This is a genomic window from Sphingopyxis macrogoltabida (assembly GCF_001307295.1).
GTDB classification, from domain to species: Bacteria; Pseudomonadota; Alphaproteobacteria; order Sphingomonadales; family Sphingomonadaceae; genus Sphingopyxis; species Sphingopyxis macrogoltabida_B.
Window position 1 is genome coordinate 3,896,002 of record NZ_CP012700.1, and the last position, 13,724, is coordinate 3,909,725.

Annotated in this window: 8 protein-coding genes; 7 read left to right on the forward strand and 1 reads right to left on the reverse strand. The window is 63.9% G+C overall.

Features of this window, described 5'->3' with window-relative positions; all coding sequences use genetic code 11:
- Window positions 1-62 precede the first annotated feature (62 nt).
- Window positions 63-6,248, reverse strand: coding sequence for an autotransporter domain-containing protein (locus AN936_RS18170; protein WP_054589313.1), 6,186 nt, complete (start codon window positions 6,246-6,248; stop codon window positions 63-65).
- Between the two features lie 402 nt (window positions 6,249-6,650).
- Here AN936_RS18170 and AN936_RS18175 point away from each other — a divergent pair, with 402 nt between their 5' ends.
- The 7 genes from AN936_RS18175 to tilS all read left to right on the forward strand — a co-directional run bounded on the left by AN936_RS18175 (window position 6,651) and on the right by tilS (window position 13,664).
- Window positions 6,651-7,073, forward strand: a complete 423-nt coding sequence (locus AN936_RS18175; RefSeq protein WP_149037712.1) for a hypothetical protein — start codon at window positions 6,651-6,653, stop codon at window positions 7,071-7,073.
- A gap of 472 nt (window positions 7,074-7,545) precedes the next feature.
- Entirely contained in the window at window positions 7,546-8,112 is a 567-nt protein-coding gene (gene hslV / locus AN936_RS18180) for an ATP-dependent protease subunit HslV (RefSeq protein ID WP_054589315.1), read from the forward strand.
- Entirely contained in the window at window positions 8,058-9,224 is a 1,167-nt protein-coding gene (locus tag AN936_RS18185) for an FAD-dependent oxidoreductase (RefSeq protein WP_335337315.1), read from the forward strand. Before hslV ends, AN936_RS18185 begins: the two co-directional genes overlap by 55 nt.
- Before the next feature lie 74 nt (window positions 9,225-9,298).
- A complete protein-coding gene (gene hslU, locus AN936_RS18190) occupies window positions 9,299-10,600 on the forward strand; it encodes an ATP-dependent protease ATPase subunit HslU (RefSeq protein WP_054589316.1) in 1,302 nt (433 codons plus the stop codon).
- A 155-nt stretch (window positions 10,601-10,755) separates the two neighbouring features.
- Complete coding sequence (locus AN936_RS18195; RefSeq protein WP_054589317.1) at window positions 10,756-11,607, forward strand: helix-turn-helix domain-containing protein; 852 nt, start codon at window positions 10,756-10,758, stop codon at window positions 11,605-11,607.
- Between the two features lie 118 nt (window positions 11,608-11,725).
- Complete coding sequence (locus tag AN936_RS18200) at window positions 11,726-12,685, forward strand: tetratricopeptide repeat protein (protein WP_054589318.1); 960 nt, start codon at window positions 11,726-11,728, stop codon at window positions 12,683-12,685.
- Entirely contained in the window at window positions 12,639-13,664 is a 1,026-nt protein-coding gene (gene tilS / locus AN936_RS18205) for a tRNA lysidine(34) synthetase TilS (RefSeq protein WP_084758514.1), read from the forward strand. The genes AN936_RS18200 and tilS overlap by 47 nt, the downstream gene beginning before the upstream one ends.
- Window positions 13,665-13,724: the final 60 nt, after the last annotated feature.

Genomic DNA, 13,724 nt, shown 5'->3' on the forward strand with positions numbered 1-13,724 from the left:
CAAAAAGAAGGGGGCGCGCCACCGACACGCCCCCGAGGGTTCCCAGTGGACTATTATTGGTTTCAGAACTGGAACGTCACACCGCCCCTGAGGCCCGTCACCTTGTTATCTCCGCCGAAGGTCTGGCTCCCGGAGAAGAACAGGTTCAGGCGTTCGGCCATCTTTGCTTCGAATCCGGCTTCGACCGCCCCGAAGCTGTCCGGCTCCACCCCGCGCAGGACGAACGAGTCTCCGCCGCCGACATAACGAACGCTGACGTCGTTCGGGAGATTCCCCTGGAAGGTGTAGGAAGCCCGGGCGAAGGGACGAAGCGTGACGGTATCCGAGAGTTCGGTTTCCGTTCCGATCTTGACGCCGATGACGGGCGAGAAGACCGTCTTCTTGCGACCGTCGACGTCGAGGCTGAACGCGCCTGCACCGGTTTCGGTGAAGCCTTCCAGAGACGAACGACGCAGGACGAGCTTGCCGTAGGGCGTAACCGTCAGGCTGCCGGCGCGATAGTCGTAGCCCAATTCGAGGCTGGCATCGAGCTGCTTGGCATTGACCGATGCTTCCGCCGTTCGAGCCAGGAGGCTCATCGTACGGGTCACATCATAGTTGGTCCAGCCGAAGGCGACTTTGGCATTGGCGTAGATCGGTCCGAAGCCTTGCGTGACATAGGCACCGACAGTCCAGGTGCGGCCATCGACCGCTTCCGGCGTGCCGCGCGCGGCGATGTCATGCTCGGCATAGGCACCGCCAAAGCCGAAGGCACCATCGGGCGCATAGGCGAAGTCGAGGCCGCCGGCGAGACCGTAGCTGTTGGCGCGGATATCCGAAGCGCCAAAGGCGTCGCCGTCACCATATTTGCCCCAGCGACCGACCGGGTTGAGCCACAGCTGGGTCGCGAAATCGCCACCGAAGGAACGGCGATTGGTCAACATATCAAGCGTCTGGCCGAAGACCCCGTTCTGGTCGACCGCCGCGAGTGAGCCGTAGACCTCGCCCGACGACAGCTCGTTGAAGAGCTGCGCTGCCTGATCCCCCGAGAGGCGGAAGTCGAGCGCCGTCGCGACGTTGGCGATATCCTGGGCATAGCCAAGCTCGGTTACCGAGCCGAAGCCTGCGCCGCCTGCCGCGTCGGTGCGGATGCGGGTCACCGCCGAGGCCAGCGCGGAGTCGAGGCCGGCCGCCGCTGCCTGGGCGTTGGGGTTGGTCGCACCGGCAGTGTAGCTCGACCGGGTCACTTCCAGCCGGACTTCCTTCGTCGCCGCGTCGTGGACGAGTTCGAACCCGACATAGGGCGACGTCAGCGTTGGCGTGGCGTCGGCCGAAACAGCACCCGTCCCGGTGTAGGTGAACAGCGTATAGCCGTCGCCATCGGCATAGAGGCTGTCGCGGTAGACGTTGACCGCCACCGTACCTGCGAGATTGAGGTCACCCGTAATGTTCACCTGCGACGGATCGACATCGATCCCCGCCAGTTCCGGGGTGGTGAAGTAGCCGACATAAACGCCGCCGACCACCGGACCCAGGGGCTCGGGCAGGACGGAGCCGTCGCTGACTTCGCTGCGGTATACGCGAACCAGCGTCGGCGTGATCCCGACGACGGTCGTACCCGTCGCGGTCTGGTTGAAATTGCCGACCTGATTGACGGTGATCCCGTCGATCAGCTCGGTCTGTCCGACCAGATTGTTCCCGAAGAGATTCTGTCCCGGCGTGATGCGGCGGCCGATCACGAGCGTTGCGGCGTTATTGACGTTACCGCGGATCCCGAATTCCGCGCCCTCGAAATCACTCGTGGTGAGCTGGACTTCACCCGCCTTGATGTTGAAGTTGCCTACGTCGAGCGTGTAGATCGGTTCGCCTCCCGGCACGGCCGGGACATATTCGGCGCCGTTAATCACGAAGGTGCCGGCACCTTCCTTGTTCAGCGTTTCGATGCCGATCACCCGGACCTGATAGTTCGAGCCGCCGAAGAGCTCCTGCGCATCCTTGCCCAAGGACAGGACCTGGTTGGGCTTGTCGCTCCCGACCGGCCATTTCTGGTTCGGGTAGAGGATGGCGTCGGCTCCGAGGAAGCCCGAGCCATTCAGATTGACCGTGGTATTTGTGGTGCGGTTACCATCTTCGTCGATTTCGCCGAAGATGCTGCCGAGCGTCGCCGAACCCGAGTTCAGATTGATCGTCGCGTTGACGTCGCTGGTCTTCACCGCTCCTTCGCCGGTCGGATCATTGTCGAGACCGCCGGTAACCACGAAGCCGCCCGAAACGCCGTTCTGATTGGCCGTGTAGGTCTGGGCCAGCAATTCCACGCCTGGCGCATAGCTGGTTTCGGTCGTCGTGTCGGTGCGAACCTCGGTGACGGAAGCGGTATCGATGTTGCGACCGAAGATCGTGGTCCCGCCAATCGTGCCATTGTTCGTCAGCGTACCCTCGCCGCCTTCGATGGCAACATTGCCGACGATGACCGCACCCGGCGCGTTCGTTACGCTGGCCTTGCCGAGCGCGACGACCGGAGTGAAAGTTTCGGTCACCGTCTGCAGCGATGCTTTGCCGAAGTTTGTCGTTTCGCTGCTCGAATTCGAGCCGATCACGATCGCCGAGGCCAAGACGTCATCGACAGAGTCCGCATCGCCGATCCGTCCGGTGTTGGTCACCGTCGCCGACGTCGCGCTGATGGCGCTGACATCTTCGGTAATGATGCCGGCATTGCTGACGACTGCCGGACCGCCGACAATTGTCGTCGTTGTCGTGCTCGACAGATTTACCGTTCCCTTGCCGTCATCGCTCTTGGTGCTGGTCTGGACAGTATTGAAGGCAGCACTCTGCGCTTCGACACTGCCGTCGATGATCGAACCTGCGGTCACCGTGACCGTCGCGCCCTCGATGCCGAAAGCATAGACCGATTCGGTTGCCGAGACGGCCTTGTCCTTGAGCGCCTGCGCCGAATCGACAAGCACGCTTGCCTTGCCGCCGACGGCTGTGGTCTCGGTCGTCACGCTTTCTTCGAGCGTGCGCCCAGCCAGGCTGCCGACCAGCGTCCCGAAGTTATCCGACGCCGAATCGGATTTACCGGTCCATGTCCGCTCGATCTCGACGCTGGTGACACTCCCCGAGGCGACAGCGGAGACATAGTCTTCCGACACACCCGTGAGCGTGACCGTCGCATCGCCGCGACCAGCCGTCGCATAGGTGCCGCCTTCGACGGCTCCTGCGATCGTTGCCGACGCATCACCCTGTGCCGCGGAGGCACCGTAGGAAACACTCTGCGTTTCGGTAGCCGTTGCGACACCCGTCTCGGCATCACGTACATAGCTGCGCTCAAGAGTCGTCTGGCTGTCGGTGCCGTTAGCGGCGTTGACAGTCAAGTTACCGCCGACGACCGCCTTGCTGGCGACCTCGGCCGATGCGGATTTGACACCATTCACATCGACGTTGCCGCCAACCGTATCCTGGTTCGCGGTGGCCTTGCCGGTAATCGTAACCGAGCTCGCACCGTCGGTGACCACTGACGTGCTGCTGTATTTCCCGGCCAGCGTGTCGGTCACATAGACGCCCTCGGTGATCGTCTGGGCGACGCTGCCCGATTCCTCGGTCACGTTCGCGGTTGCGCCAGTCGCATTACTGGCCACATCGTCCTCGACCGAGCCGCTGATCGCCACAGTCGACGAGTTGGTTCCCTGCGAGTAGACACCCGCCGAACCGCCAGCGTTGCTGCGCGCAACCTTCCCGGACACTACGACCTTGCTGTCGCCACCGCTGATCGCGGTCGTCTCGGAGCTTTCGCTATACCCACCAGTGAAGGAACCCGTGCCGTCGACGTCAACAATCGTCGTGCCCTTGCCGCTGGTTTCAGACGAAGAACTCGCCACGCCTGCATTACCAGCAACCGAGCTCACATTCCCGAGCACCGCACCGGTGATTGTCACCGTGCTCGCCTGATCGGCGACCTGGGTGACGTTACCGATTGCGGCCGGCGAGAAATTCAGCGTGCCGTTCGCACCGGCATAGGTGCCGGTCACGCTGCCGCCCGTCGACACATAGGAGGTGCTTTGCGTATCCTGCTCGGTGAAGCTGCTACCACCCTTGCCATCGTCGATGCTGGTCGTGCTGTAGGACGAGCTGCTCACCGACTTGCCGCCAGTGCTTTGCGCATAGGTGGCACCGCGGACATCGCCCTGGTTCAGGATCGTGATGTCCCCGCCGGCGGTCAGGTTGACGTTGCCAACGCCATTGAAGCCGACGGTTCCGCCAGCCGAATTGGTAAAGTCGATCGCGCCGGTGGTTGCGGTTGCGGTCGATTCCGAAGTCACCGAATATTGGCTTGTCGTCGTCCCCGCCTTCGCGTCGACCACGGGTGTCGGCGTCTGCTCGGAATAGCTGTAGGTCGTGTCGCTACCCGACGACGAAGCGTTCACGCCGCTGCCGATCATGCCAGCGTTGACGATCGTGACATTTTCCGTCGCCGTAGCATTGACCGCGCCGCCGATCGAGCCGGTCGCGGCGACATCCACGCTTGCGTCACCAGCGAGGTGGGTCGAGCTTTCGCTATAGACGTCGCTGATCTGACTTCCCTTGCCGTCATAGCTGACGAGCCGTTCGTTCGCATAGGCCGAGCCGCCGGTGCCCGCATTGACCGTAGCCGATCCTTCGACGGCGCCGGCGTTGACGACCGATGCGCTGTTCGACGCCGTGGCGACGACATTGCCGCCAACTTTGCCGGTTTCGGTGATATCGATCGACGCATTGCCCGCGGTCCGGGTGCTGGTCGACGTCGTCGCGTTGCTGAGAATGTTGCCCTTGCCGTCGAAGACCAGTTCCTGACTGGACGTCGTGGCGTTGCCGGTGCCCGCGCTTGCGGTCACCGAACCATCGATGGCACCGGCGTTAACCACCGTTGCGTCCTTGGTGCCGCTGGCCTGCACGCCGCCGCCGACCACACCAGTGCCAGCGACACTCACCGATGCGCTACCGATCGCGCTGGTCAGCGAATTTGCCGTCACATTTTTGAGCACGCCGCCCAGCCCGTCCTCGGTCCGGGTGCTGCTATTGCTGCTCGTCAGCCCGCCATTGCCAGCGAATGCGTTAAGCGCGCCTTCTACCTCACCGGCGTTGCTGATCGACGCGTCCCGCGTCGCTACCGCGCGCGCGAAACCTCCGACCTTTCCGGTCGCGGCGATATCGATGGTCGAATTGCCCGCGACGGCGCCGCCGCCGGACGTCTGGACCTCCTCGAGCAAGCCGCCCTTGTCGTCGAGGGTAACGGTGGTCTTGGTTGCGAAGCTGTTATTGCCAAGAGGAACCGCCTGAACATTATTTTCGACGCTTCCAGCCACCGCGACTTCGACATTACCGTTGGCCACCCCGACGATATCGTCCACCGCGCTCGTGCTTGTGGTCGTGAGATTGACGTTCGTCGCACCATAGGTGTCACTATAGTCGTTGGTGACCGTCGTCTTTCCGGCCGGCGGCGCCACGCTCGTAGCTACGACCGTGCGCGTCCCGCCCGAATAGCCGACGATGTTACCAGCCGTACCGGAAACAGTCGCGTCGACATCGCCATATTCGGAATAGAAAGTCGCATTGCCCTTCGTCTTGCCGTCGGCGCTGGCGATGTTGGTCACTGCCGCGGTCACATCGCCGCTCGCGAAGCTGTTGGTCGTGGTGTCGCCCGACACGGTGGTCGTCTGCGTGCCCGCAGCCGCGACGAGGACATCGCCCGAACGCACCGACCCCGAAGAGGCGAGCGAAACGTCGCCCTTGCCGGCGAGCGTCACCCCATTGTGGATCGCGCCGCTGTTATCAAGCGACACGGTTCCGCCAAATCCGGTCGCCGAAAAGCCGCCGGTGATCAGACCGGCGTTGCTTGCTGCGAGCTTGTTGTCCGCCTTGGAGGAAGACCCGTTCAACACAACCCCGACATTGTCGGTCACGGCCCCGGTCGCGTCGGTCGCACCGATGCTGCCAGCATTGCTGAAGCCGATTGCGCCATCGCCTTGCCCAGCGATAGGCGTGATGCCGATCGTTCCGGGACCGGTCACTTCGCCCTTAGAGGTCACCGAGATCGTGATATCGCGATCGGGCGTCGCCTTGGCTGCATCGATCTTGGCCTGAACACTGACCGCCGCTTCGGCACCATTCACTTCGACCGTCTGCTCGGCGTGGGCGCTGCCCGCGATAACAAGCGCCGAAATCGGGAAGGCCGCGGAAACAAGCAGAGCGCCTTTTGCAAAGCGACGTGCCCGAGAAGTGGATTTGGTCGTCATGATTATTCCTCTACTTATGAGTATGACTGAGTATGAGAATTGGCTGACCGCGCATGGAAATGCGCGCGGCAGTTAAATCTGCTGATGATTCATTAGATACTGAAGCATTCCCCCTGATTCAGACCGGTCGCCCGATTGATCAGGATGCAGATGCCAATCTGTGCGTTCCCGCAGCGTTACTCGAACGTTTTCTAGACGTTTCCACAGCGTTATTAATTCGTCGGGTGGTTATTCGGCGTTGCTCATTCGCGTACCGAGACCCTATCCGGATTTCAGAGGCTTGCTTTTGGCCTGTGGGAGGACCGGAAAAAAGGGGATTGGGGGGTGAACGGAACGAGTCGCTATCAGCTTCGGCTTTTGGGAGCCTTTCAGCTGACAGCACCGAACGGGCAACGGATCGACGTGACCAGCAAGAAGGGTATTGCGCTGCTTGGACTACTGGCGAGCGCCAATTCCGGCGAGCGATGGCGAGCTTGGATTCAGGCGAAGCTCTGGGGATCGCGGGAACTACGTCAGGCTCAGGCGAGCCTTCGGCGCGAACTTCACGGTCTTCGCAGGCTTACCGCCGATGCGTCGGTCTCGCTGGTCGAGGCGACATCACGTACCGTCCGCCTTAACCTGCAAGCGATCGACGTCGATATACGGAGCCGGGAGGTGATCGCCCGATCGTCGGGGGAGTTTCTCGAGGGAATCGACATCGCCGGTGAGGAATCATTCGAAGAATGGCTGCGCGAAATGCGGATCAGCCTCGCAGACCTGGCCAATGAAGGGGCGGTCAACGACACAAGCTTCAACTCAGTCGCTGCGCCGCAACAGCCAAATTGACCTCGATCGACCCGTCTTCCGGACAACGAAAGGGGATCGGCATCCGCAACGCCTGATCAGCGCTAACAGCTCCACCTCGCCGTCCGCTTCTGAGCGCTTAATATTGGCGATCGAAGTAGCAGTCTTCACACTCCGAAACGTCTGGCCCGGTAGCGTTGCCGTGTTGGCAGGTTTCAGGGGCAATATTCTTCGCCCGGAACAGCCGGCGCAACAGCGCGCTCAGGGACGGAAGGGGCTCGGAAACGCGGTCAAGGATTGACTGCATCGCTAGGGCTATTCCGCAGAAGATCTCAGAACCAAATACGGAAAGTTCTCGCCTGGGCGTCGCCCGATCTATCGGCGCCCTCATCAAATCCCTACGTCCTAATTAGTACCTGCTCTCATCGTCGTGCCCAGCTTGAACAGAATGACGTAGCTTGGGCGCCCCAGCCGGCCACTTGCGGCGCGCCAGCCGATTTCCCATATCGCTCCGATGAGCGACCAGAACACGCACCGCGCCGCGCCTTGGCACGGCACCACCATCCTCTCCGCGCGCAGCGAAGGCAAAGTCGTCATTATCGGCGATGGTCAGGTTTCGATGGGCCAGACGGTGATGAAACCGAACGCGCGCAAGGTTCGCCGCCTCCACGACGGCAGCGTGATCGGCGGCTTCGCGGGCGCCACCGCCGACGCCTTTACGCTGTTCGAACGGCTCGAGGCGAAGCTCGAACGCCATAACGGCCAACTCCTGCGCGCCGCGGTCGAACTTGCGAAGGACTGGCGCACCGACAAATATCTGCGCAACCTCGAGGCGATGATGATTGTCGCCGACAAGGAGGTCACGCTGGTGATCACCGGCAACGGCGACGTCCTCGAACCCAAGGGTGGGATCGCCGCGATCGGTTCGGGAGGCAATTTCGCGCTGTCGGCGGCGCGCGCGCTGGTCGATTATGAAAAGGATCCCGAGGTGCTGGTGCGCAAGGCGATGGAGGTCGCGGCCGACATCTGCGTCTATACCAACGACCAGTTCACCTCCGAAACCATCGACATCAAGAACTGACCGCTTATGGTCGGCGCGTGATTCACACGCTGCCCCGCCGCCATTTCGTCGCCGCCTCCGCGGCGCTTGCCCTGCCCGGCTGCGCGACGACCGCGGCGCGCACCGCGGCGGCGAAGCCCGCGTGCCTGCATCCCGTCGATGCCGCACCCGACCGCGTGATTCGCACCGCGGCCGGGCTCCGTCCCTATCGCCGCAGCGGCTTCGTCGTCCGCGCCGACGCGCTCGGTAGGAAACGGCTCGTTCACAACTACGGGCATGGCGGCTCGGGAATCACAATGAGCTGGGGAACGTCGAAGCTCGCGGTAGACATGGGAGTCGCGGGGCATAGCGGCCCGGTCGCGGTCATCGGCGCCGGCATCGTCGGCCTGTCGACCGCGCGGCTGGTGCAGGAAGCCGGTTTCCCGGTGACCGTTTACGCCAAGGCGCTGCCGCCCGACACGACCTCGAACGTCGCCGGAGGACAATTTCACCCCTTCGGCCTGTTCGACGACGATGCCGTCACGCCCGAATGGCGGCGCCAGTTCGCCGCCGCGCTCGACTATAGCTGGCGGCGCTTCCAGATCATGGTCGGTGACGATTATGGCGTCCGCTGGCTCACCACCTATGTCGAAGGCACGCCCGAAGAGCCTCTGATGGCCACCTTCCCGCCCGCGGCGCGGATCGTCCGCGCGGAAGAACATCCTTTCCCGGTCGAGCGACTGTGGCGTTACGATACGATGTATGTCGAGACCGGGCGCTATCTTCGCCAGATGATCCGCGACATCGAGGGCGCCGCCGGCCGGATCGCCATCCGCAATTTCTCCGCGCCCGCCGAGCTTCAGACGCTCCCCGAAACCCTCGTCTTCAACTGCACCGGACTCGGCTCGCACGGCCTGTTCGGTGACACCGAACTTACCCCGATCCGCGGCCAGCTCGCGATCCTGCTGCCGCAGCCCGAGGTCGATTACGCCTTCAATGGCCGCGCCGGTTATATGTTCCCGCGCGCCGACGGAATCGTCCTCGGCGGCAGTTTCGAGCGCGGCGAATGGCTCGCCGAGCCGCAGCCCGAACGCATCGCCCGGATCGTCGCGGCGCATCAGGCACAGTTCGGCGGCTTTCGCTGTCCCGCCTGAGCCCGGCGCTTGACTTGCACTGGCCCGCTCCCATCTAGCGGCGACCTGACCTTCTCTGTGGAACTCTCCGACATATGAACAAGGATTTGACGCCGAAGGCGATCGTTGCGGCGCTCGACACCCATATCATCGGCCAAGACGCCGCGAAGCGTGCGGTCGCGGTGGCGCTGCGCAATCGCTGGCGCCGCCAGCAACTGTCCCCTGACCTCCGCGACGAAGTGAGCCCAAAGAATATCCTGATGATCGGCCCGACGGGCTGCGGCAAGACCGAGATTTCGCGCCGCCTCGCCAAGCTCGCCGACGCACCGTTCATCAAGGTCGAGGCGACGAAATTTACCGAGGTCGGCTATGTCGGCCGCGACGTTGAGCAGATCGCCCGCGACCTCGTCGAGGAAGCGGTGCGGCTCGAAAAGGACCGCCGCCGCGACGCCGTGCGCGCCGCCGCCGAAGAAGCTGCCATGGAACGGCTGCTCGACGCGCTGACCGGCAAAGGGGCGAGCGAGGCGACCCGCCAGAGTTTCCGCCAGCGCATCCGGGAGGGCCATCTCGACGACAGCGAGGTCGAGATCGAGGTCGCCGACGCACCCGGCATGCCCTTCGAACTGCCCGGGCAGCCGGGGCAGATGAGCATGATTAACCTGTCCGACATGCTCGGCAAGGCGATGGGCGGGCTGCCCAAGAAGCGCCGCAAGCTTAAGGTCATCGATGCCGCGACGCGGCTCATCGAAGAAGAGCAGGACAAGCGCCTCGACCAGGACGATGTCGCGCGCGTCGCGCTCGCCGATGCCGAAGCCAACGGTATCGTCTTCCTCGACGAGATCGACAAGATCGCGGTCAGCGACGTGCGCGGCGGCTCGATAAGCCGCGAGGGCGTCCAGCGCGACCTGTTGCCGCTGATCGAGGGCACGACGGTCGCAACCAAATATGGCCCGATGAAGACCGACCATATCCTGTTCATCGCCTCGGGCGCCTTCCATGTCGCCAAGCCCAGCGACCTGCTGCCCGAACTGCAGGGCCGCCTGCCGATCCGCGTTGAACTGGGCGCGCTCAGCGAAGTCGATTTCGTACGCATTCTTTCGGAAACCAAGGCGGGTCTGCCCGAACAATATGTCGCGCTGCTCGGCACCGAGGGCGTGACGCTGAACTTCCGGCCCGATGCGATCGCGCGCGTCGCGAAGCTGGCGGCAGAGGTCAACGAAAAGGTCGAGAATATCGGTGCGCGGCGGCTCCAGACGATCATGGAACGGCTCGTCGAGGAGATCAGCTTCACCGCCGAGGATGCGCCCGGCACGACGCTCGATATCGACGCGGCCTATGTCGACCGCCAGCTCGCCGATGTCGTCGGCGACACCGACCTCAGCAAATATGTGCTCTGATCGGCGGCCTGCCGTGCAGTCTTTCGGACGGACCGAATAGCGCCGCATTATCAGTCGTTCGTTCGCCGAACTCCATTTGACTTTCGCGCATCGTCAATGCGATGAACGGTTCATACACGGCCGAACTGGGTCAAACGGCTGGCACGGAGACAGTAATGGCAGACGAAGAGGTCGCCGAGCAAGGCGAACTGGCGATCACGCGCACCGGCGATCGGCTTCGCCTGGCCCGCGAGGCGGCAGGACTGTCGCTCGCCGATATCGCGACGCGGACGCGCATCACCCAGCGTCACCTCAAAGCCATTGAAAAATCTGATTTTTCCGATCTTCCGGGGCGCACTTACGTCACTGGATTCGCGCGCGCCTACGCTCGCGCAGTCGACCTGCCCGAAGCCGAAATCGGTGCCTCGGTCCGCCGCGAGCTCGAAGAGGACGAATATGGCTCGCGGCCGCTTTACGAGGCCTATGAGCCAACCGATCCCGCCCGCCTGCCGACCGCCCGGCTGACCTGGACTTTGGTTATCGTCACCGCCCTGCTCGCTTCGGCCTATGGCGTCTGGCGCTTCCTGTCGGTCGAGCCCGACGAAGCCCTGATTGCCGCGCAGAATCGCGCCGCCGAAGAATCCGAAGCCCCATCGACGGGCGCTGCAGCAACGGTTCCAGCCAAAGCCGGCCCTGCGGGCGCGGCGGTCGCCGCCGATGCGCCGGTGGTGCTGACCGGCGTCTCGGAGGTCTGGATCGGTTTCGACGATGCGACCGGCAAGACCGAGAATTGGCGCACCCTCGATCCGGGCGAAACTTATCAGGTACCGCCTGCCTATATCGAACAGTTCACGCTGCGCACCAGCATCCCGCAGGCGCTCAAGGTCACCGTCGGCGGCCGCGACGTCGGAGCGATCGGCCCCGCCGACACGCTGGTCAAGGGCATCTCGCTGAAGCCCGCCGACCTTGTCGCGCGCGCCGGCGCGAGTGCGCCCGCGACAACGCCCGCACCGAAAACCAACCGCTGACCATAGGAATATTCGTCCGGCGGGAGCGGCAGCGCGCCGAAATGGATTTGCGCAGCCGCGCCTTGCGGCGCTATGAATCGCAGGATAGAATGGTTAATAGGTGGGGGCCGACAGGCAGATGACAAAACGCCATATTATTTTCCTCGGAACCGCCGCGCTGGCGCTGGGCGCCGTCGTGCCCGCCGCGCAGGCGCAGGACGCCGAGATCGGCAAGCGCGTCGATCGGTTGGAAAAGGAAATGCGCGCGGTCCAGCGCTCGGTGTTCCCGGGCGGTAGCCCCGCTTTCTTCGAAGGCGAGATCGCGCCCGACAACACGCCCGGCGAGCGCGTCAAGAGCACGGCGCCGGTCGCCGACCTGACCGCGCGCGTCGATGCGCTCGAGGCGCAGCTCCAGACGCTGACCGGTCAGACCGAGCAAAACAGCTATCAGCTGCGCGAACTCGAAAAGCAGTTCGCGGCCTACAAGGCCGAAATGGACAAGAGGTTCGCGGCCCCCGCGGCCGACGTCGAAGCCACCCCCGCCAGCCTGACGCCGGTTCCGGCGGCAAGGCCGCCGGCAGCGACGCCGACCACCGCCGCGGCGACCCCGGTGAAAAAGCCCGCGACGCCCAAGCCGGCGGCGGCAGCGGCTGCGACCCCCGACGCGGCGCGGTTGGCGCTGGTCAAGAAGGTCGAAATTCCCGCAACAGGTAACGAGACCGAAGACGGCTACAACTATGGCTTTCGGCTATGGCAGGCCAAACTCTATCCCGAGGCGCAGGCGCAGCTCAAGCAGGTGGTCGCCAAATGGCCGAAGAGCAGCCAGGCGAGCTATGCGCAGAATTTGCTGGGCCGCGCCTATCTCGACGAGGGAAAGCCCAGCCTGGCCGCGGTCGCTTTCTACAACAATTACAAGGATCGCCCGAGCGGCGCGCGCGCGCCGCACAGCCTGATGTATATGGGCGTCGCGCTCGACAAGCTCGGCCGCAAGGCCGATGCATGCAAGGCGTTCCGCGAATTCGACGAGGTTTACGGGGAAAAGGCCCCGCAGGATGTCCGCACCGATGCTGCCGCCGCAAAAACAAAAGCAGGCTGCTGACACCGACGCCGTCGAACGGCTCGGGCGCGACCTTTCCGCGCTGCTCGGCCCCGACTGGCAAAGGCTCGATTATGGCGTCGCCGTTTCGGGCGGCCCCGACAGCATGGCCTTGCTATGGCTGATGGCATCGCTGCTGCCCGGACAGGTCTGGGCGGCAACAGTCGATCATGCGCTGCGCAAGGGCTCCGACGAGGAAGCGCGCATGGTATCGGGCTTCTGCGCGCGCGAGCATATTCCGCACGCGACGCTCGTGCCGCAGGTACCGATCAAGGGGTCTCTGCAGGCCGCGGCCCGCGCCGAACGCTACCGCCTGCTCGAAGAGTGGCGGCAGGCAAACGCGCTCGACCATATCGTGACCGCGCATCATGCCGACGACCAGCTCGAAACGATCGTCATGCGGCTGAACCGCAGCAGCGGGGTCGGCGGGCTCGCCGCGATCCGCGCGCGCAACGGCGTCGTGCTCCGTCCGCTCCTGCACTGGCGCCGCGCGCAGCTTGTCGAACTCGCGCTCGAAAACGACCTGCCCTTCGTCGACGATCCGTCGAATTGCGACAATCGCTTCGACCGCGCCCGGCTCCGCCATGCATTGCGCTCGCAGACCGCTCTCGATCCCGAAGCGGCGGCACGCTCGGCGGACTGGCTCGCCGAAGCCGACGACGCGATCGACTGGGCGGTCGAACGGCTGATCGCTTCCTGGCCCGACGCCTCGGACATCGCGGTGATCCGCGACGAGCGCTATCCGCCCGAAATTTTCCGCCGCATCGTCACCCAGCGGCTGCGTGCCAACGATCCCGGACTGGCGCTGCGCGGCGCATCGCTCGACGGCGTCATCGCGGCAATGAAAGACGGGCGTCGGGCAATGGTCGGCGCGCTGCTGATCGACGCGGTTCGCGGGCTCGAAGGTACGATTTGGAGAGTTTCGCCTGCGCCGCGTCGACGCCCTTCCGGAGGTGGACAATCGCGAGGGAACGAAACCTAGTCACTTTCTGCTTTTCATCGCCCGTGCCGCCGCCGGCAGCAATGTCGAGCAAAAGCCATT

What these genes read in the sequence shown, in the direction of transcription:
- AN936_RS18170 (WP_054589313.1), bottom strand. Translation starts at nt 6,248, where the DNA reads ATGACGACCAAATCCACTTCTCGGGCACGTCGCTTTGCAAAAGGCGCT.
- AN936_RS18200 (WP_054589318.1), top strand. Translation starts at nt 11,726, where the DNA reads ATGACAAAACGCCATATTATTTTCCTCGGAACCGCCGCGCTGGCGCTG.
- tilS (WP_084758514.1), top strand. Translation starts at nt 12,639, where the DNA reads ATGTCCGCACCGATGCTGCCGCCGCAAAAACAAAAGCAGGCTGCTGAC.
- hslV (WP_054589315.1), top strand. Translation starts at nt 7,546, where the DNA reads ATGAGCGACCAGAACACGCACCGCGCCGCGCCTTGGCACGGCACCACC.
- hslU (WP_054589316.1), top strand. Translation starts at nt 9,299, where the DNA reads ATGAACAAGGATTTGACGCCGAAGGCGATCGTTGCGGCGCTCGACACC.
- AN936_RS18195 (WP_054589317.1), top strand. Translation starts at nt 10,756, where the DNA reads ATGGCAGACGAAGAGGTCGCCGAGCAAGGCGAACTGGCGATCACGCGC.